The following is a 19942-nucleotide window of genomic DNA, read 5'->3' on the forward strand; positions in this document are numbered from 1 at the left end:
TTTTTCCCTGCTGGACAGTGAATTATCTCGAAACGTGTCGTAGGCTGGGCGGCGCTCCAGGCCGATTTTCGGTCCGTCCGCTCGTCTGAGAAAAGGTGGCAGGATGGCACAGGAACAGTCAGGTACGCAGGCTCCCGACAGCGGTTTGCTGCTGGAGGTCGAGATGATCCCGACCGCGGTCGACCGCGGGAAGGCCAACGGCGCGGCCGCCGACAACGACGGCAACGACGGCTGAGTGCCCGAACCGCCGACGCTGGCTGACCTCGTGGCTCCGCTCGGGGTCAGCCAGTTCTTCCAAGAGGTCCAGGGCGAGACCTATCGCCGTTTCGAAGGCCGCGCGGGCCGGTTCGCCGGCCTGCTGCCGTGGCCGGCGCTGAACGCGATCCTCCGGCAGCACCGCCTGGAGTTCCCGCGGCTGCGCCTCGCGCTCGACGGCACCCCGGTGCCCATGGAGAGCTACACCGATCTCGTTCCCACCCGCCGCAGTGGCACCGTTCCTCGCCTGCTGGCCGCTCCGTTCACCGAGCACCTCCGCGGCGGCGCGACGATGGTGCTCGACGCCATCCAGGAACTCAGCGATCCGATCGGCGATCTCGCCAGGAGTCTCGAACACGACCTCCGCGAGAGCGTCCAGGTCAACCTGTACGCGGGCTGGGGCGTGACCCATGGTTTCGACGTGCACTGGGACGACCACGACGCGTTCATCATCCAGGTCGCCGGCCGCAAACGCTGGCGGATGCACGGCCCGACCAGGCCCGCTCCGCTGCATCGCGACGTCGAGCAGCCCGAGCGGCCCGGTGAGCCGATCGACGACTTCATCCTCGAAGACGGCGACGTCCTCTACGTCCCGCGCGGACACTGGCACGACGTCACCGCGGTGGGGGAGATGTCGCTGCACCTCACGCTCGGGTTCAGCCCGGCCACCGGGATCGACCTGGTGTCCTGGCTCGCCGACAAGCTCCGGGCGAGCACCGTGTTCCGCCAGGACCTCCCGAGATTCGGGACGGACGAGGAGCGGGCGGCCCGTGCCGCCGCGCTGCGGGCGGAACTGGAAGCCACGCTGACCGGTGACGTCGTCGACAGGTTCCTCGCCGAACGCGACTCGGCGGCCCCGGCTCATCCGCGGGTCGGGCTGCCCTGGGCGGCGACCCCCGGCCTGCTGCCGGACGGTGACGAGACCGAGGTCCGGTTTCTCGTCCCGAGGGCGGTGCTCGAAGAACGCGACGGCCGGGTGACCCTGCTCGCTGACGGTAAACGGTTCGTCTTCGCGGGCGCCGCGGCTCCACTGCTGAAGGCGCTGCTCGACGGAACGCCGCAGGCGGTCAAACGACTCGCCGAGCTGTCCGAACTCGATCGGGGGACGGTGCGGGCCTTCCTCGGCGAGCTCACCACGCAGGGACTTCTCTCGATCGGCTGAAAGTCACAGAGGACGAGAAGTGTGAAGGGAGGTCGGGCGGGGTAAGCTAAGGCATGCCTAAGGTGAAGTCCGGAGTGGTCAGCCGATGACCGCTCAGCTCTCGGACACCCCAGCGCCGCCCGCCGCGTTGCCGGGCTGCGCCACCGTCGCGCGCATGCTGGGCGCGAGCCCCGCCGGCACCGCCGCGGACATGCGCTGCTGGCTGCTCATCGAGCAGCCGGGTCCTTGGCCCGCGGACGCGCTGGAAAACGTCCTCGACGAGGCATTTCCCGCCGAGCGCCGCGAGCTGCTCGAAAATCTGAGACGGTCCCACGGGCTCCGTCCGCTGCTGATCCGTCGTCCGGGCAAACATCGGCGCGACCCGGATCGCCCCCGTTCCGTGTACGTCGGCGGAGGAGAGCCGGGCAACCGCTGGCTGGAGCGGCTGGAGATCCGCGACCTCGGCGAGCTGGCCGAGCTGGACCTCGAAGCGGTCGCGGAAGGCATGGGCGGGCTCGGCACGCGAGTGGACGGGCCGCTGTTCCTGGTCTGCACGCACGGCACCAAGGACATGTGCTGCGCGGTGCTGGGCCGCCCGCTGGCATCGACGCTCAACACCAACCACCCCGGCCGGGCCTGGGAGGTCAGCCATGTCGGCGGTGACCGCTGGGCGGGCAATCTCCTGGTGGTCCCCGACGGTTTCCTGCACGGCCAGCTCAACCCGGCCGAAGCGGCGCTGGTCGCCAAGTCCGCCCTCCGTGGTCAGGTCGAGCCGGAGCGGCTTCGTGGCCGGACATCCGCCCGGACGGCGTGGGCGCAGTTCGCGGAGATCGCGCTCCGGCGGCAGCTGGACCTGTCCGGTCTCGACGACGTGCTCGCCGTCCAGGAGGAGCCGCTGCTCGAATCGGACGCGCGGGTCGTCACCGTGCGCGGTGGCGAGGACTTCTACGCGGTGACGGTGCGCCGCCGGTCGGCGACGCCGCGCGGGGACAGCCGGTGCGCGGGGTTGATCCAGCCCGCCGGGTACGTGACCGAGGAGATCACGAAGCTCTAGCACGCATTTCGTCCTCTGGATGCGGTACTTGCGCGCGCAACTACCGCATCCAGAGGACGAAATGCCGCGAAGGTCACCCGTGTTCGAACATCTGTTTGACACCCGTCTAGAACATGTGTTCGACTGGCCGGGTGCGATGGGATCGACAGCGGGCGAACGGCGGCGAGCCGGTACTGCCCGGATTGGACGGGCTGCTGCGTTCGGTGCGCACGCCCGAGTTCGACGGCGTCACCTTTCACGAGGTGCACGCCAAATCCGTGCTGAACAAGGTGCCCGAGGGCTCGGGTGTCCCGTTCGGATGGACGGTGAACCCGTACCGCGGTTGTTCTCACGCGTGTACGTACTGCCTCGAAGGCGGGACGCCGGTCCTGATGGCCGACGGCCGGACGAAGCCGCTGGCGGAGCTGGCGCCCGGCGACGCGATCTACGGGACGCGCGGGCGTGGCGCGGGGCGCCGCCTGGTGCCGACGAAGGTCCTCGCGCACTGGTCGACGCTGAAGCCGGCGTACCGCCTGTCCCTCGACGACGGAACGTCCATCGTGGCCAGTGGCGATCACCGGTTCCTGACCGGGCACGGGTGGAAACACGTCACTGGCACCCGTTTCGGCGCCGCGCAGCGGCCGCATCTGGTCGGCGGCACCGAACTCGTCGGCGTCGGGAAACTCGCCCGCACCCCGGACGACACCCTCGGCTATCGCGCCGGATATCTGTGCGGAATGTTGCGCTCCGGCGGGTTCTCGGCCGAGAAGGACGCAGCGGACCGCGCGCTTCGCTACCTGCCGGATTTCGGTGCGTCGGTCGGCTTCGTGCAGGTGCCGCCGTCGCCGGATTCCCATTGGCTGCGCGGATTCCTGGCCGGGTTGTTCGACCTCGCCGGGAGCTACCGGCACGGCGCGCTGCGCGTCACCCATGACGAACAGGACATCGTCTCCACCTTCTGTTCCGCGCTGGGGAACTTCGGCTTCCGTTACGTCAGAAGCGAAAACGCCAAGTTCCGTCCGTTGTGGACGGTGCAGATCCTCGGCGGGCCCGCGGAGGAGGTGCGGTTCTTCCACCTCGCCGACCCCGCCGTCGGCTGGAAACGATCGCTCGACGGCCTCCCCATCGGCCGGACGAGACGGAAGGTGACGTCCATCGAGCCGCTGGGCATCGAGCTGCCGTTGTTCGACATCACCACCGGCACGGGCGACTTCATCGCCGACGGCATGGTCACGCACAACTGCTTCGCCAGGAACACCCACACGTACCTCGATTTCGACGCCGGACGCGATTTCGACACGCAGGTGATCGTGAAGGTCAACGCGCCCGAGGTGCTGGCCGCGCAGCTGCGGAGGCCGAGCTGGACACGCGAGCACGTCGCGATGGGCACGAACACCGACCCCTACCAACGCGCCGAAGGCCGGTACAAGCTGATGCCGCGCATCATCACCGCGCTGGCCGATTCGGGCACGCCGCTGTCGATCCTGACCAAGGGAACAGTGCTGGCGAGGGATCTCCCGTTGCTGGGATCGGTGTCGAAGGACGTGCCCGCCGGGCTGGCGATCTCGCTCGCACTGCTGGACGAGAAGCTGCAACACCGCCTGGAGCCGGGGACGCCGAGCCCGCGGGCGAGGCTCGACCTGATCCGCAAGGCACGCGACGCCGGGCTGCCGTGTTCGGTGCTGGTCGCCCCCGTGCTCCCGTACCTGACCGATTCGGTGGCCGCGCTCGACGCCCTGTTCTCGCGGCTGGCCGAAGCCGGTGCCACCCGGGTCACCGTCCTGCCGCTGCATCTGCGGCAGGGCGCGCGGGCATGGTTCGCGCGCTGGCTCGGCCGGGAACATCCGGAGCTGGTGCCGAAATATCGCGAGCTGTACGCGCGCGGCGCGTATCTCCCGAAGTCCTATCGGGAGCGGCTCGGCGCCAAAGTCGGCCCGTTGTTGCGCCGTCACGGCTTCGGTTCCCGTGCGGACGACGGGGAACGGATGCAGGTGACGATGCCCGTGCAGCGTTCGGGGGAGGCGGTGGTGCCGCCGGCCGAGCAGCTCAAACTGCTGTAGCACCACTTTCGCCCGATACGGCCGAAAGTGCGTCTTCCCGTTGCTCGATGCGCACTGTGAATTTTCTTACCGCACAACGCATTCGGCCGTTCGGCGCAGTGACTTGGCGGGAAAACCTTTTCGTGCTTAATCTCAACGGGGACGAAGGCGAGGAGGTGCCTGTTGACCACCCGTACGGATCGCACCGCCGCTGTCCGCATCGCCTGGGCCGCGACCAAGCTGACCAGGGCGGGCAGACACCCCATCGCCATCGGAAGACTCGCCGCGACCGTCGGCATGGACCCCGCCGAAGCCCACCGGCTGATGGACCTGATGGGTTTCGCCATCCGCGACGGCCTGGTCGTGATGGACCGTGGCTCGCGCCCGGCCGACCGCGCGGGCTCCGACCGGTACCGCGTCGACTTGTTCCTCCTGGCCGTCGCCACCGGTGAACCCGTGCACGCGGACGCGGTCTGCCCGGCGACCGGGGCCCGCGTCCGGGTCCACTTCACCAGGGAAAGGGTCTTGAGCGTCGACCCGCCGCAGGCCGTGGTCGCCGCGTCGCGGTTGTCCGGTATCGACCTCGCCCTCGGCCAGGACTACGTCGAGGCCCTGGTCTGCACGCAGTTCTTCGCGTCGAAGGAGGCGGCCTCGGGCTGGCTGCTGGAGAACATCGACGGCCGGGTCCTGTCCGTGCCGGACTACCTGGCGCACACCCGGCGGATGGTCGCGGCGCTGGAGGCCTGGCCGACGATCTGACGAAACGCCGGGTTTGTACCTGGTCGCGAGGCATCCGGGGCGATTCGTTAGCCTTTGACGTCGGCGAAAAGCCGTCGAATCGCAGAATCGTGATGCCGAAGGAGAGCACCCGCAGTGCTTCGCACCCACAAAGCCGGCACCTTGCGTGCCGAGCACGCCGGTCAGACGGTCACCCTCACCGGATGGGTGGCCCGGCGGCGCGATCACGGCGGCGTCATCTTCATCGATCTGCGTGACGCCAGCGGCGTGAGCCAGGTCGTCTTCCGCGAGGGCGAGATGGCCGAGCGCGCCCACCAGCTGCGCTCCGAGTACTGCGTCCGCATCGTCGGCGAGGTCTCGAAGCGGCCGGAGGGCAACGCCAACACCGAGATCCCCACCGGCGAGATCGAGGTGCTGGCCACCGAGCTCGAGGTGCTGTCCGAGGCCGCCGTGCTGCCGTTCCCGATCGACGACCGGGTCGACGTCGGCGAGGAGGTGCGGCTCAAGCACCGTTACCTCGACCTGCGCCGCAGCGGCCCCGCGGCCGCGATGCGCCTGCGCAGCGAGGTGAACCGCGCGGCCCGCGAGGTGCTGCACGCGCAGGAGTTCGTCGAGGTCGAGACCCCGACCATGACCCGCTCCACCCCCGAGGGCGCCCGCGACTTCGTGGTCCCCGCCCGGCTCAAGCCCGGCTCCTGGTACGCGCTCCCGCAGTCGCCGCAGCTGTTCAAGCAGCTGCTCATGGTCGGCGGTCTCGAGCGGTACTACCAGATCGCACGCTGCTACCGGGACGAGGACTTCCGCGCCGACCGGCAGCCGGAGTTCACCCAGCTCGACATCGAGATGAGCTTCGTCGAGCAGGACGACGTCATCGCACTCGGCGAGGACATCGTGACGGCGCTGTGGAAGCTGATCGGCGCCGACATCCCCCGGCCGTTCCGGCGCATCACCTACGCCGAGGCGATGGAGAAGTACGGTTCGGACAAGCCGGACCTGCGCTTCGACCTCGAACTGACCGACATGACGGCGTTCTTCGCCGACACCCCGTTCCGCGTGTTCCAGGCACCGTACGTCGGCGCCGTCGTGATGGCGGGCGGGGCCGACCAGCCGCGCCGCACCCTCGACGCCTGGCAGGATTTCGCCAAGCAGCGCGGCCATCGCGGTCTCGCCTACATCCTGGTCAACGAGGACGGCACGCTCGGCGGGCCGGTCGCGAAGAACCTGTCGGAGAAGGAGCGCGAGACGGTCGCCGAGGCCGTCGGCGCCAAGCCTGGCGACTGCGTCTTCTTCGCCGCGGGCAAGCCCGCCGACGCGCGTGCGCTGCTGGGCGCCACCCGGCTGGAGATCGGCGGCCGTCTCGGCCTGATCGACGAGAACGCCTGGTCGTTCGTCTGGGTCGTCGACTTCCCGATGTTCATCTCGGCCGAGGAGTCCGACGACGTCGCGGTCGGCGGCGGCAAGTGGAAGGCCCTGCACCACGCCTTCACCTCGCCGACCCCGGAGTGGATCGGCAAACTCGCCGACGACCCCGGCGGCGCGCTGGCCTACGCCTACGACATCGTCTGCAACGGCAACGAGATCGGCGGCGGCTCGATCCGTATCCACCAGCAGGAACTGCAGAAGCAGGTCTTCGAGCTGATGGGCCTGTCCGAGGAGGAGGCACAGGAGAAGTTCGGCTTCCTGCTCGACGCCTTCGCTTTCGGTCCGCCGCCGCACGGCGGGATCGCGTTCGGCTGGGACCGGATCGTCATGCTGCTGGCCAAGGCCGAGTCGCTGCGTGACGTCATCGCGTTCCCGAAGACCGGCGGCGGGTTCGACCCGCTGACCGCGGCTCCCGCGCCGATCACCGCGGAGCAGCGCAAGGAGGCGGGCATCGACGCCAAGCCCGCGCCGCCCGTGAAGAACTGATGCTCCATCTCAGGGCCGTGTGCCCGCCGGACCGGACCGAAGAAGCGATCCGGATCCTGCGGGCACACGCCGGGACGGCGCACCTCGTGATGCATCGTGGGGTGGCGGTCGCCCCCGAAGGCGACCTGATCGAGGCGGATATCGCGCGCGAGGCGACCGACGACATCGTCGAGTCGCTGTGCGGGCTCGACCTCGACCACACCGGCGGGATCACGCTGGAAGCGCTGGACACCGCGGTGTCCGACGCCGCCGACAAGGCCGAGGAGGCCGCGCCGGGCGAGGCCGCGGACGCGGTGGTGTGGCAGGAACTCGTCGGCCGCACCGGCGAGGAGTCGCGCCTCACTTGGACATTTCAGGCGTTTTTGACCATCGCGTGCCTGTTGGCGGCGGTCGGTGTCGTCACGAACTCGTCGGTCACCATCGTCGGTGCGATGGTGGTGGGTCCGGAATTCGGACCGCTGGCGGCGATCGCGGTCGGTCTGGTGCTGCGCCGGAAAGACCTCGTGAAGCAGGGCGGAATCGCGTTGCTCGGCGGTTTCCCGATCGCGATGGTCATCACGCTCGGCGTGGTACTGGTGGGCGGCGCCACCGGTGTGCTCGAAGTGAGCAAGCTCGCCGAGAACCACGAGGTGGATTTCGTCTACAAGGTCGGAGTCGCGTCGCTGATCGTCGCGTTGCTCGCCGGCGCGGCCGGGATGCTTTCCATGACTTCGGCCAAATCCGCCGCGCTCGTCGGCGTGTTCATCTCGGTGACGACGGTGCCCGCGGCGGGTTACGCGGTGGTCGCGGCGGTTGCCGGTCAGTGGGAACGGTGCCTTTATTCGGCCGGTCAGCTGCTGGTCAATCTCATCGGAATCGTTGCAGCTGCGGCCATTGTGCTGACATTGCGCCGTCGTGGGCAACGATCGAGGGTGACGGAACGTCCGCTTTCACGCGGATGAGTCCCAGATCGCGCCAGTGCGCGCGATTGCCCGGATCTCAGTGGTCATGGTTGCTCAGTCACGAGTAGGGTCGGTGGCAATGACAGTCGATACCTCCTCTGCCGACGATTCGACCGTCGGAGCTGGAGCCGAAACCCTCGCCGTCGCGGCCGCACTCGCCGCCGGCGAGTCGGTCCTCTCACGCCGATTCGGCAGCGCGATCACCCTCGTCGCCCCCGAAGACCTCGCCGGCAGTGGCCCGGCCACGGTCGTGCGGGCGCGGGTGGCGTCGTCGCCGTTCGCGCTGCCACGCACACTGGTCATCAAGCACTACCCCGACCAACCCGAACCGGGACGGCCCGACCCGTTCGCGCAGGAGGCGGTCAGCTACCAGCTGTTCACCGCGCTCGCGCCGGAGGACCGCATGTGCCCGGAGCTGCTGGCCCACGACGGCCGGGACCGCGTCCTGGTGATCGAGGACCTCGGCGGCGTCCCGACGCTGCACGACAAGCTCCACGCGCGTGACGCGCGCGGCGCCGAACGCGCGCTGCTGTCCTGGGCCCGGTCGCTGGGCAGGCTGCACGCGAGCACGGCGAGCCGCGAACCCGATTTCAACGCGCTGCTGCGCCGTCTCGGCGGCCCGGTCAAGAACGAGGACGCGCCGCTGCCCGCGGTCTGCGCGCAACTGCCCGGCCTGCTGGAGGAACTGCTCGACGTCGAGACGCCGGAGCCGGTGCAACAGCGGGTCATGGAGGTCGCCGAGCGAGCGGGTTCGCCGTCGTACCGGGCGTTCAGCCCCGTGGATCTCAGCCCGGACAACAACCTCGTGACCAGCGGGGGAGTGCGGTTCCTCGACTTCGAACGCGGCCGGGTGCGCAGCACTTTGATGGACGCGGCGTACCTGCGGCTCCCGTTCGCGTCGAGTGAGGACGCGCTGGCACTGCCGCCGGGGATGAGCGAGGCGATGATCGCGGCCTGGCGGGCCGAGGTCGTCTCGGTCTGGCCCGCGCTCGCGGACGAAGACGCGCTGGCCGAGCACCTGATGGACGGTCAGCTGCTCCTGCTGTGGGTCATCACCTGGGAGATCCTCCCGGAGCTGGACCTGGACCGGCACGCCACGCCGATCAGCCGGGAGGCCGCGCTGGTGACCTGGTGGCGGGAACTGGCCAAACACTCGCTGCGCGCCCGCCTGACCCACATCTCCGAGCACGCCACCAGGGTCGCCGCGGCGCTCGGCGCGAGGCTGGGGCCGCACGCGGATCTCGCGTTCTATCCGGCGTTCCGGTAGCCACCGCACGGACTTTTCGCTCGACCGTCCTCGCCGCGTTACCCAGACATCATCACGGGTGAGCCTGCGTGGCCGATGGTGGCTACCGTGACCGTGATCAGTGTCGAAGTCACTCCAGGTCCCGAACCTCTCCTTCCTCCCGCGCCCGCCGTTCCGAGGTCCGCGCGCAGACTGGTCGTGCTCGGCGATTCCACGGCCGTGGGCCTTGGCGACCCGCTGCCGGACCGAGGCGGCTGGCGCGGGGTCGGCCCGCTCGTCGCCGAGGCGCTGGGTGTCGAGCCGGACGGCTACCTGAACCCGTCGTTCACCGGTGCCCGCATGGGCTGTGTGCTGACGAAGCAGCTTCCCGCGGCCGTGGCGCACCGGCCGGACGTCGCGCTGGTGGTGGCGGGGATGAACGACACGCTGCGCCCCGATTTCAGTGCCGAGAAGATCGCCGCGGACCTCACCGAGGTGATCCGTGCGCTGGCCGCCGTCGGCACGACCGTGGTCCCGGTGCGCTACCACGACCATGGCAAGGTGTTCCGCCTCCCGCAGTCGCTGCGGCGGGCGTTGAGCCAGCGGGTGGCCGAGCTGAACGCCGCCATCGACGGGGTCGTCGAACGCGAGAGCGTGCCATGTCTCGACCTCGAACTGCTGCCGGGCGCCTACGACCTCACCGCGTGGAGCGTCGACCGGCTGCACCCGTCGGAACTCGGGCACCGGATGCTGGCGACCGGGTTCACCGAACGGCTCGCCGAGGCCGGGTTCGCGGTGCCGCGGCCGGTCAGCCTGACCTGCTCGGGAGGCGTGGAGCCGAGTGCCGCCGGGCACGTCGGCTGGCTGGTGCTGAAGGGCATCCCGTGGGTGTGGCGGCGCGGCCGGGAGTTCGTGCCGTACGCGGCCGTGATCATGTGGCATTCGTTCCGGGAGCGGCTGCGCTGACCTGTGGCCGGAACCGTCGGTGGGTACGGCTACCGTCGACACCGTGGCACAGGACGAACTCTTCACCGTGAACCCCGATCTCGGGCCGCCGCCGGAGCCGGCCGAGCCGAGGGACGTCGCCGTCCCGGCGGGCTCACCGCTGGCGGTGCGGATGAGGCCGCGTTCGCTCGACGAGGTCGTCGGCCAGCAGCACCTGCTGCGGGAGGGGGCGCCGCTGCGGCGGCTCGTCGAAGGCGCCGCTCCCGCTTCCGTGCTGCTCTACGGTCCGCCGGGGACGGGCAAGACCACGTTGGCGAACCTCGTCTCGGCCGCGACCGGCCGCCGGTTCGTGGCGATGTCGGCGTTGTCGGCGGGGGTGAAGGAGGTGCGCGGGGTCATTCAGGAGGCACAGCGGAGGCTTCGATATAACGCCGAGAACACGGTGCTGTTCATCGACGAGGTCCACCGGTTCTCCAAGACCCAGCAGGACGCCCTGCTCGGCGCCGTCGAGGACCGGACGGTGCTGCTGGTGGCGGCCACGACGGAGAACCCGTCGTTCTCCGTCGTCTCGCCGCTGCTTTCGCGGTCGCTGGTGCTGCAGTTGCGGCCGCTGACCGACGCCGACATCGGCGCGCTGATCGAGCGTGCCCTGGCCGACGAACGCGGCCTCGGCGGCGAACTCACCCTGACCGAAGACGCGCGGGAACATCTGGTGCGGCTGGCCTCCGGCGACGCGCGGCGCGCGCTCACCGCGCTGGAGGCGGCCGCGGACGCGGCGAGCGCGACCGAGGCCAAGACGATCGACCTCGCCATTGTCGAGTCCACAGTGGACAAGGCGGCGGTGCGCTACGACCGCGACGGCGATCAGCACTACGACGTCATCAGCGCGTTCATCAAATCGATCCGAGGGTCCGATGTGGACGCCGCACTGCATTACCTGGCGCGGATGATCGAGGCGGGGGAGGACCCACGGTTCCTGGCCCGGCGGCTGGTGGTGCACGCGAGCGAGGACATCGGCATGGCCGATCCGACGGCGTTGCAGTCGGCCGTCGCGGCGGCGCACGCCGTGCAGTTCATCGGTATGCCGGAAGGCCGTCTCGCGCTCGCGCAGGCGACCGTGCACCTGGCGACGGCGCCGAAGTCGAACGCCGTCATCACCGGCATCGACGCCGCGCTCAGCGACGTCCGGTCAGGGCGGATCGGGACGGTGCCGCCGCATCTGCGGGACGGGCACTACGCGGGAGCGGAGAAGCTCGGCAACGCGAAGGGATACCGGTATCCGCACAACGTGCCGGAAGGTGTTCTGGCGCAACAGTACCCGCCGGACGAGCTGGTGGGGCGGGACTACTACGAGCCGACGCAGCGAGGGGCGGAGCGGACGTTGTACGAGCGGGTGCCGAAGCTGCGGCGCACGATCCGGGGTGAGCGTTAGTCCGCATTCGGGCGATGCCGGCTTCCAGCCGGGACGCGAGCGCCGGTCCTTCGGTCGTGATCGGTCCGTCGGCGACGGACTGTGTGGATTTCGGGGCGTTGGATGACCCGAAATCCACACAGTCGCGCGTGATCGGTCCGGTCACGCGGGTTCCGCCAGGTGATTCCTAGGTTCGGTCCATGACGGCGCTGCCGAGTACATGAAGGAGCCCTTCCTCGTGCTAGACGCAAGGAAGGGCTCCTTCACTACTCTCAGGGTAGGGAAGGAGTCCTTCACGGAGCGTCCGGGCGTGGGCATGCCGAGGGGCCGTCGCCGGTGTGGCCGGCGTGCTGCGCGACCTCGCCGCCGAGGACCGCACGATCCTGCTGGTGTCGCACAAACTCCAGGAGGTCTCGCCGTCAGCGACCACGTCACGGTGCTGCGGGACGGCCGCGTCAGCGCGCGGGCGCACCGCGGCCCAGACGGCCGCCGGGCTCGCCGCGGCGATGACCGGACGCGAGGTCGACCTCGACCGTGTCCACCCGGCCGGGACACCCGGCGGCACCCACCCGGAGTACCCGGCGTTCGCCACCCCGGAGATCGTCGTGGCGCTGAGCCGCGAGGCCCCGGAGGCGCACCGGGGTGTGGTGTGGACACGGGCCGCGTTCAGCCCGCTGGTGCTCACCCTCCCGATGACCGAATACCTCGCCGCGCGGGTGATCGCCATTGAGAGGGAACTCTCCACGTTGCTGGTGTTCGCGGCATTGCGCGGCCTGCGGGCCGGTGGTGTGCTCGTGATCGACGGCGACGCGCGGCCCGAGCACCCCGACACGTCGGCCTACGACCCGCATCGCGACGTCGTGGCCGCCGGGGTGGCGAGGGCGACCCGCGTGGCGCTGGACGCTCTCATCGACGTGGAAGGGGCGGAATGACCGAAGTGTGGCGAAAAGCGGCGCTCGAGCTTGCGGGCGCCCTGGCGGCGGACGCGGCCGAGCGGGACCTCGCCGGAGATCTCCCGGTCCGGGAAGTCGGCCTCCTGCGCGAGTCCGGGCTGCTACCCCTGCTCGACACCGCCGGCTGGGCGGCCGCGAACGAGGCCACCCGGATCGTCTCCGCCGCGGACGCGTCGGTCGGTCATCTGCTCGGTTACCACTACCTGCAGCTTTGGCGCACCGGCCTGTTCGGGCCGCGCGCGACGAGCGAACCGGGCTGGTTCTGGGCCGGCGTGAGCAACCCGCTCGACGCCGCCCTGCTCCTGACCCCGGCCGACGGCGGGTTCACCGTCGAGGGCACCAAGACCTTCGCCACCGGCGCGGCCGTCGCCGACCGCCTGGTGGTCAGCGCGACGAGGACCGACAACGGCGAGAAGCTGACCTTCGTCGTCGACGCGCGGTCCGACGGGATCACCTTCCCCGGTGACTGGGACAACATCGGCCAGCGGCTCACCGCGAGCGGCGCGGTGCGGTTCGAGGACGTCCACGTCGCCAAGGACGAGGTCCTCGGCGCCCAGCCGGAAGACCAGTCGGATCCGAGGGTGCCCCGCATCTCCCTGGCGGCGATCGGCTTCCAGCTCATGCTCGCGCAGGTGTACGTCGGCCTCGCGGCAGGCGCGCTCGACGCAGCGGCGGTGTACACGAGGGAGACCGCGCGACCCTGGACACTGTCCGATGTGGACAAAGCGGCCCAGGACCCGTACATCCTGGCCGGATACGGCGAACTGGTCGCGACGGCACGGGCGGCCGGATTCGCCGTCGACGCCGCGGTCGCCGCACTCGGTGAGGCCGACGAGCGCGGCTTCGAGCTGACCCCGGCCGAGCGCGCCGAAGCGGCGATCGCGATCTCGTCGGCGAAGATCGTCGCGAGCCGGGCCGCGGTCGAAATCACGAGCAAGGTCTTCGAGTTCACCGGCGCGCGGGCCACCGCGACGAAGTACGGCTTCGACCGCTTCTGGCGCAACGCCCGCACGCTGACCTTGCACGACCCCGTGACGTACAAGGCGCGCGAGGTCGGCGATCACTTCCTCAACGGGATCCCGCCGTGCCTTTCGGGGTACAGCTGATGACGTTGCCGATCCTCGCCGAAAGCGTCCGCCTCGACGGCGAAGGCGTGCACATCCTCGACCGCCGGATCTTCCCGTTCGAGCGGGAATGGGTGCTCTGCCGGACTTCGGAAGAGGTCGCGGTGGCGATCGAAGAGATGGTCACGCAGTCTTCCGGGCCGTATTTCGCCGCGTTGGGCGCGATGGTGCTCGCCGCTCGCGAGGCGTCCGGGCTCGCGGACCCGCGGGCGTACCTGGAGCGGGCGGGGGAACGGATCATCGCGACCCGCAAGACCAACAACCACCTGCGCAAGGCCGTCGCCGTCGTACTGTCCGAAGTGGACAAATCGGCGGGTGACCTCATCGAGGCCGCGTCGAGGGGAGCGCAAGCAGGTGACGAATTGTATCGGTCGCGCAGTCGTGCGCTCGGCGAGCACGCGGCGGCGCTGGTGCCGGGCGGGGCGACCGTGCTGACGCATTGCTGGGCTGACCTCTACCTGGTCGAATTCGTGCTCGCCGCGCGACGGCAGGGCAAGGAGTTCTCCTTCCTGTGCACGGAAACCAGGCCGTACCTGCAGGGTGCGCGGCTGACCGCCGAGACACTCGCCGAGATGGGCGCCGACACCCGGCTGATCACCGACGGGATGGGCGCCGCGGTGCTGTCCTCCGGAGAGGTCGGCGCGCTGGTGACCGCGGCCGACCGGGTCACCATGGACGGTCATGTGGTCAACAAGATCGGCACGCTGGGGCTCGCGGTGGCGGCGGAGGCGTTCGGCGTGCCGTTCTACGCGATGGTCCAGGCGCCCGACCAGGCGGCGCCGACCGGCGCCGACGTGCCGATCGAATACCGCGACGGCGACGAGGTGCTGAGCGCGCTCGGCCACCGCGTCGCGAGCGAACGCGTCCGTGGGCACTATCCGGCCTTCGACGTGACACCACCGCGGTTCGTGACCGCGGTGGTGACCGACCGCGGGGCCTTCGAGCCCGGACGGCTCCGCGAGTACTACGCAGAAGGTGAAGCGAACCAGTGACCGCAACGCTGACCGCCCGATGGGTGGTCCTCGACATCGAGGGCACGCTGACCGCCACCAGCTACGTGCACGTGACCCTCTACGACTACGCGCGTCCGCGGCTGGGCCCGTGGATCGACGACCACCCGGACGATCCCGAGGTCGCCGGCGCCGTGGCCCGGATCAGGGAACTCGGCAGGCTCAGGGCGGACGCGTCCACAGTGGACGTCGTGCGGGTGCTGCACGGCTGGATGGACGCGGATCAGAAGATCGCGCCGCTGAAGACGTTGCAGGGGCTCATCTGGCAGCGCGGGTACGCCGAGGGCGACCTCTCGACGGAGTTCTTCGGCGACGTCGTCCCGGCGCTGCGGTCGTGGCACGAGTCCGGCCTGCGGCTCGCGGTGTTCTCCTCCGGTTCGGTCGCCGGGCAGATCGCGTCGTTCTCGCGGACCACCGACGGCGACGTCACCGGCTTGTTCGAGCAGCATTTCGACACGGTCAACGCCGGGCCGAAACGTGAGGCGCCGTCGTACCGCACGATCGCCTCGGCGCTGGATGCCGAGCGGGGGGACATCGTGTTCTTCTCCGACGTCCCGGCCGAGCTCGACGGGGCCGCCGCCGACGGCTGGCAGACCGTCGGCCTCGCCCGCGACGGTGAGCCGTTCGGGGATGCGGATTTCGGGACACACCGGACCATCCGGACATTCGACGAGGTGAAGGTCGTCCCTCGATGAGTCTCCTGGAACTCGCCGGGCGCGCGCTGGCCGAAGAGTCCGCCCGGTTCGCCGGAATGGGCTGGCTGCGGGGCACGTCCGGCAACCTCTCGGTGGTGCTCGGCCGTGATCCGCTGCGGGTCGCCGTCACCGTCAGCGGCCGGGACAAAGGCGAGCTGACCAGCGACGACGTCGTGGTGGTCGGCGAAGACGGGCTGGCCGTCGCCGACCAGCCGCATCCGGACAAGGTGCCGTCGGCCGAGGCGGGACTGCACGCTCGGATCGCGGCGGTGTCGGGGGCGGGCGCGGTGATCCACGTGCACGCCCTCGCGCCGGTGGTCGCCGCCGAGCACTGGCCGGACGGCGTCGAACTGCGTGACCTGGAGATGCTCAAAGGTTTCGGCCGCGCCGCCCACGACGACCTGGTGACCATCCCGGTGATCGCCAACGGTCAGGACATGCGCGTCCTCGGTGACGCGTTCGAGGCGGGGTTCCGGGCGGACACGCCGGCGGTGATCGTCGCGCGGCACGGCATCTACGTGTGGGGGGATGACCTGCGCCACGCGCGTCATCGCCTGGAATGTTTGGAGTGGTTGCTCCGGTTCCGGGTAGAGACAAGACTTGTCGGTGGAGAAAGGGGAGTGCGATGACCCTGCTGACCGTGTGGCCGGACGACCGGCCCGGCGAGATCGCGCTCAGGACCGAGGACCCGGCCGTGATCACCGGGGAACTCGGGCGGCTCGGTGTCCGCTTCGAACGGTGGGACCTCGTCCCGGATCTGCCGCGCGAAGTGACGCCCGAACAGGTGCTGGCCGCCTACGAGGAGCCGATCGGCAAGGTCTCGGCGGCCGAGGGCTACACGTTCGTGGACGCCGTCCGCATGACCCCGTCGGACGAGCCCGGCTGGGCGGCCGAGGCCGCCGAAGCCCGGCAGAAGTTCCTCGCCGAGCACACCCACGACGATGACGAGGACCGCTTCTTCGCGCGCGGGTCCGGCGTGTTCTACCTGCACGTCGGGGGCAAGGTGTACGCGGTGCTGTGCGAGGCGGGGGACCTGCTGAGCGTGCCCGCGAACACCACGCACTGGTTCGACATGGGGACGCGGCCCGACTACGTGTCCATCCGGTTCTTCCACGACGACGGCGGGTGGGTCGGCAACTTCACCGGCGCCACGCTGGCGGGGGACTTCCCGGGGTTCGACGAGTTGACCGCCGGGCGTTACTGACCGCTTTGGGCTCGTGAGTGGTAAGGCCGGTTAGAACCGTCCTTACCACTCACGAGCTTCAGCGCGCTGCCGGGCTCTGTCAGGCGGGGGTCCAGAGGGCAGGCACGTTCGGCGGTTCCCAGCCGGGCAGCGACCGGTGGCCCTGCCGGCATACGTAGGCCGCGCCGTTGTGGGTCACACGAGCACCCGTGGCGTAGTCGACGTTCGGCTTCCAGGCGTCGGACGGCACCGTGGTGGTCGTCGTCGGGGTGGTGGTCGTCGTCGGACTCGTCGTGGTGGTCGTCGTACCGGTAGTCGTGGTGGTGGTCGTGGTCGGCGGGGTACCGCCGCCACGCGGGTGATCCGACGCGATCGCGTAGGTCGTCCCGCCGAAGGTGAACGTGAAGTTCGATGGCGAGGCGATCGGCATGTAGTAGTTCAGCCGGATCTCGACGGTGGCGCCCGGTGCGATGTTCTGCCAGGTCGGCACGGTCACCGCGACGTGCTGGAAGTCTCCCTTCATCCCGCCGACGTTGGGCCCGCTGTGGCCCTTGCTCGTGACCGTCAGGCCGAAGCCCGACTGGTCGGACATGCTGCCGGGCGCACTGGTCCCGTAGTCGAACTCGATCTTCGTCCCACCGGGGATGGTGGTGGTCGAATTGTTGGTGATGCGCATCCGCGGGGTGATCGGGTAGTTCGCGTCGCCCAGCGCGAATCCGGTCAGGTTCACGTTCGCGTTCAGCACCGACGACGGTGCGGGACGCGGCGACTTGGCGTTGCCGTACGGGGCGGCGCCGCGCAGGCCGTCGTTGATCTTCGTGATCAGCGTGTCGCCCATGAAGTACTGGCCCTTGGCTTCGTCGAAGGCGTAGTCGCCCGCCAGTTCCCAGATCATGATGCCGCCGATGCCCTTGTCGGCCACGTACTTGGCCTTCGTGGCGAGCGAGGCCTCATCCTCAGTGGACAGGAACACCTTCTTGTCGTTGTTCCACAGCCACGGTGTCACCATCGTGTTGTCGTAGAACCTGTCGTAGGAGCCGGAGATCCGGTCCGCCGGGTCGGTCTTCGGGGTCAGCCCGTACGCCTCCAGGTAGTCCGGGGTGATCTCGTTTTCGAGGTTCTTCGCGTGCCACATCGGGTTCGCGCCCGCGGGGACCTCGCCGCCCGCCAGGCCGAGGTCGTGCCAGAGGTTGTCGATGCCGATCGCGCCGTTGCCGCACGGCACCGTCGAACCGACGTGTGACCCGGTGCCCGGTGGACACTGTTTCTGGTCCGGCAGCGGAGCCTTGCCCCACAACCCGTTCGTCCCGCCGGACACGCCTTGCCAGCCGCGGGTGTAGAACCCGACGCCGATGTTGATCCGGCCGGCCTGCATCGCACCGCGGAAGTAGTGATAGGCCCAGTCGGTGTTGAGATAGCCCTGCCCGTCGTACTGCGGTGTCGTGTACACCTGCCAGTGCGCGAGTTCCGCGTCGTTGCCGGAGTCGTAGAGCGCGGCGTTCGGCCCGACGAACTGGTTCCACGCGCCGTGCAGGTCGTAGCTCATCATGTTGGCGTAGTCGAGATAGCGCGTGACGCCGTAGACCTCCTGGCCGCGCAGCAACCAGCCGGACGCGGGCACGGCGGCGGTCAGCAGGTAGTGCTTGCCGTCGGCGGCGCCCGCGCGGTCGAGCTTCTCGCGCAGCGTGCGCATCAGGTTCTCGTAACCCGCCCAGAGAGTGCCCCGGTTGGCCTGCGCGATCCAGTAGTCGTCCGGGTTGCCGGCGTAGTTCGCCGACGTCGCGTACTCGTAGTCGATGTCCGCGCCGTTGAAACCGTAGGTGCGCAGGAATTGCACGACGGAATCCGCGAAGACGTCGATACCCGCCTGGGTCTGCGTCATCTTGTAGAACCCGCCGGAGGCGTTGCGGGTGCCGTCGGGGTTCAGGAAGCCACCGGTCTCGGCCCAGCCGCCGATCGAGATCAGCGACTTCACGTTCGGGTGCTGCTTCTTGTACTTGGTCAGCAGGTTGAAGTGTCCCTTGTAGGGCAGCGACGGATCCATCTCGGCGCCGGGAACGCCCGGCCATTCCATGCCGATGGACTCGTTGGTCGCGCTCGGCGCGCCGACCGAGACCTTGTTCTGCGCGTCCACATGCGCGAACGCGTAGTTGAGGTGGGTGACCTTCGACCACGGGATGTTGTTGACCAGATAGGCCGGTGCGCCGTTCTTCCCGGTGCGCCAGCTGGTGAAGTAGCCGATCACGCGGCGGGAATGCCCTTCTCCCAGGGATTCGCGGCCCGCTGTGTCATAGACGGTGCAGTAGGGGGTGTCGACGCCGGGTGTCCGGTACAGCCCGTCGGGACGGCAGTCCTCATGGCCTGCCGCGCTCGACGGGGACGGGGTGATGACGACGATCATGAGTCCGGCCAGCGTGATGAGCGACGCCAGCAGGGGGAGTAGTTTCCTGGTTCTCCTTGGCACGCCGAACCTCCGACAGTGGAAGATGGCCCTCGGTCCCAGCAGCTTGAGCCGCTGACCTGCCGCGCGTCAATAGGTGTAGACCAATTTCCATCCGGTGCCGTACGGCGGAGCGTACCTGTGGTTCGTCAGGTCCGGCTTCGTCGGCGATGGCCATACTCCAGGCCCCATCCGGCGCGTGTTATGCCGCCGTTTCCCGCACCACGAAGGAAAACTCGTTCCCGTCGGGATCCGTCATCTCCACCTGTTCCTCCACCATGCCGGGGTGTGAAGCGCCGAGCGCGACGAGCCGCTCGGCTTCCGACAGGGAACCGCTCAGGACGAAACGCAGCCGGTTCGGCCCGGTTTTCGGGGTGAACGGCGGACCGCCCCAGGTGATCTTCGGGCCACCGTGCGGCGACCGGATCGCCGTCTCCTGGTCCTTGTCCCACACCAGCGGCCAGCCGAGCGCTTCGCTCCAGAAGCAGCCGGCCGCTTGCGAACCGTCGCACGCGACGGCGCCGACGAATCCGCATTCGGCGAGGAAGTCGTTGCCCGGCTCGATGACACAGAACTCGTTGCCTTCGGGGTCGGCGAGCACCACGTGTTCTTCCTCCGGACGCTGGCCGACGTCGATGTGGCCGCCGCCGAGTTCGAGCGCCTTCGCAACCGTCCGCCGCTGGTCTTCCGGGGATTCGCTCGTCAGGTCGAAATGCATCTGGTTCTGGCGGGTCTTCGGTTCTGCCGACGGCACGAAACCGAGCCGGAAACCGGTGTCGTCGTTCGGGATCAGGGTGTCGCCGTCGGTTTCCCAGCCGAGGAGACCCGCCCAGAAACGCGCCAGACCTCCCGGGTCGTGCGCGGCGAAACAGAGCGCGTGCAAGGTGACGGTCATAAGCGA

18 protein-coding genes are annotated in these 19942 nt (G+C 69.4%); 16 read left to right on the forward strand and 2 right to left on the reverse strand.

The window, feature by feature from the left end; all coding sequences use genetic code 11:
* The first annotated feature begins 103 nt into the window (after positions 1 to 103).
* From AC069H_RS23215 to AC069H_RS23290, 16 genes are all read left to right on the forward strand, one after another.
* Complete coding sequence (locus tag AC069H_RS23215; RefSeq protein WP_255431246.1) at positions 104 to 235, forward strand: hypothetical protein; 132 nt, start codon at positions 104 to 106, stop codon at positions 233 to 235.
* The gene (locus AC069H_RS23220; protein ID WP_478233795.1) at positions 236 to 1417 is read left to right on the forward strand and encodes a cupin domain-containing protein; all 1182 of its coding nucleotides are present in this window, start codon (positions 236 to 238) and stop codon (positions 1415 to 1417) included. It abuts the gene before it with no gap.
* Between the two features lie 85 nt (positions 1418 to 1502).
* Positions 1503 to 2450 (forward strand): sucrase ferredoxin, encoded by a 948-nt coding sequence (locus AC069H_RS23225; RefSeq protein ID WP_478233796.1) that lies wholly within the window; start codon positions 1503 to 1505, stop codon positions 2448 to 2450.
* A 131-nt stretch (positions 2451 to 2581) separates the two neighbouring features.
* Positions 2582 to 4489 carry an intein-containing Rv2578c family radical SAM protein gene (locus AC069H_RS23230; protein ID WP_478233797.1) on the forward strand — a complete coding sequence of 636 codons (1908 nt, stop codon included), beginning with the start codon at positions 2582 to 2584 and terminating at the stop codon, positions 4487 to 4489.
* A gap of 162 nt (positions 4490 to 4651) precedes the next feature.
* Positions 4652 to 5227 (forward strand): organomercurial lyase, encoded by a 576-nt coding sequence (gene merB / locus AC069H_RS23235; RefSeq protein ID WP_340683185.1) that lies wholly within the window; start codon positions 4652 to 4654, stop codon positions 5225 to 5227.
* Positions 5228 to 5341: 114 nt separating this feature from the next.
* Positions 5342 to 7114 (forward strand): aspartate--tRNA ligase, encoded by a 1773-nt coding sequence (gene aspS / locus AC069H_RS23240; RefSeq protein ID WP_478233798.1) that lies wholly within the window; start codon positions 5342 to 5344, stop codon positions 7112 to 7114.
* Positions 7114 to 8055 (forward strand): DUF389 domain-containing protein, encoded by a 942-nt coding sequence (locus tag AC069H_RS23245; protein WP_478233799.1) that lies wholly within the window; start codon positions 7114 to 7116, stop codon positions 8053 to 8055. Before aspS ends, AC069H_RS23245 begins: the two co-directional genes overlap by 1 nt.
* A gap of 79 nt (positions 8056 to 8134) precedes the next feature.
* Positions 8135 to 9322, forward strand: coding sequence for a phosphotransferase (locus AC069H_RS23250; protein WP_340683182.1), 1188 nt, complete (start codon positions 8135 to 8137; stop codon positions 9320 to 9322).
* Positions 9323 to 9397: 75 nt separating this feature from the next.
* Positions 9398 to 10246 (forward strand): SGNH/GDSL hydrolase family protein, encoded by an 849-nt coding sequence (locus AC069H_RS23255; protein WP_478227897.1) that lies wholly within the window; start codon positions 9398 to 9400, stop codon positions 10244 to 10246.
* A gap of 43 nt (positions 10247 to 10289) precedes the next feature.
* Complete coding sequence (locus tag AC069H_RS23260; RefSeq protein ID WP_478233800.1) at positions 10290 to 11657, forward strand: replication-associated recombination protein A; 1368 nt, start codon at positions 10290 to 10292, stop codon at positions 11655 to 11657.
* Between the two features lie 317 nt (positions 11658 to 11974).
* Positions 11975 to 12568 carry a nucleoside phosphorylase-I family protein gene (locus tag AC069H_RS23265; protein WP_478233801.1) on the forward strand — a complete coding sequence of 198 codons (594 nt, stop codon included), beginning with the start codon at positions 11975 to 11977 and terminating at the stop codon, positions 12566 to 12568.
* On the forward strand, positions 12565 to 13695 hold the full coding sequence (locus tag AC069H_RS23270; protein WP_478233802.1) for an acyl-CoA dehydrogenase family protein: 1131 nt from the start codon (positions 12565 to 12567) through the stop codon (positions 13693 to 13695). The genes AC069H_RS23265 and AC069H_RS23270 overlap by 4 nt, the downstream gene beginning before the upstream one ends.
* Positions 13695 to 14705, forward strand: coding sequence for a s-methyl-5-thioribose-1-phosphate isomerase (locus AC069H_RS23275; RefSeq protein ID WP_478233803.1), 1011 nt, complete (start codon positions 13695 to 13697; stop codon positions 14703 to 14705). Before AC069H_RS23270 ends, AC069H_RS23275 begins: the two co-directional genes overlap by 1 nt.
* Positions 14702 to 15418 carry an acireductone synthase gene (gene mtnC / locus AC069H_RS23280; protein WP_478233804.1) on the forward strand — a complete coding sequence of 239 codons (717 nt, stop codon included), beginning with the start codon at positions 14702 to 14704 and terminating at the stop codon, positions 15416 to 15418. Before AC069H_RS23275 ends, mtnC begins: the two co-directional genes overlap by 4 nt.
* Positions 15415 to 16047, forward strand: a complete 633-nt coding sequence (gene mtnB / locus AC069H_RS23285; RefSeq protein WP_478227902.1) for a methylthioribulose 1-phosphate dehydratase — start codon at positions 15415 to 15417, stop codon at positions 16045 to 16047. Before mtnC ends, mtnB begins: the two co-directional genes overlap by 4 nt.
* Complete coding sequence (locus AC069H_RS23290) at positions 16044 to 16622, forward strand: 1,2-dihydroxy-3-keto-5-methylthiopentene dioxygenase (protein ID WP_478233805.1); 579 nt, start codon at positions 16044 to 16046, stop codon at positions 16620 to 16622. Before mtnB ends, AC069H_RS23290 begins: the two co-directional genes overlap by 4 nt.
* 79 nt (positions 16623 to 16701) lie before the next feature.
* On the opposite strand, the gene AC069H_RS23295 is transcribed toward AC069H_RS23290, so the two are convergent.
* Together AC069H_RS23295 and AC069H_RS23300 are read right to left on the reverse strand one after the other, a co-directional pair.
* Positions 16702 to 19065, reverse strand: a complete 2364-nt coding sequence (locus tag AC069H_RS23295; RefSeq protein WP_478233806.1) for a chitinase C-terminal domain-containing protein — start codon at positions 19063 to 19065, stop codon at positions 16702 to 16704.
* 178 nt (positions 19066 to 19243) lie between these two features.
* Complete coding sequence (locus AC069H_RS23300) at positions 19244 to 19936, reverse strand: VOC family protein (protein ID WP_478233807.1); 693 nt, start codon at positions 19934 to 19936, stop codon at positions 19244 to 19246.
* Between the last annotated feature and the right edge of the window lie 6 nt (positions 19937 to 19942).

It is taken from the genome of Amycolatopsis sp. NPDC043887 (assembly GCF_056435665.1).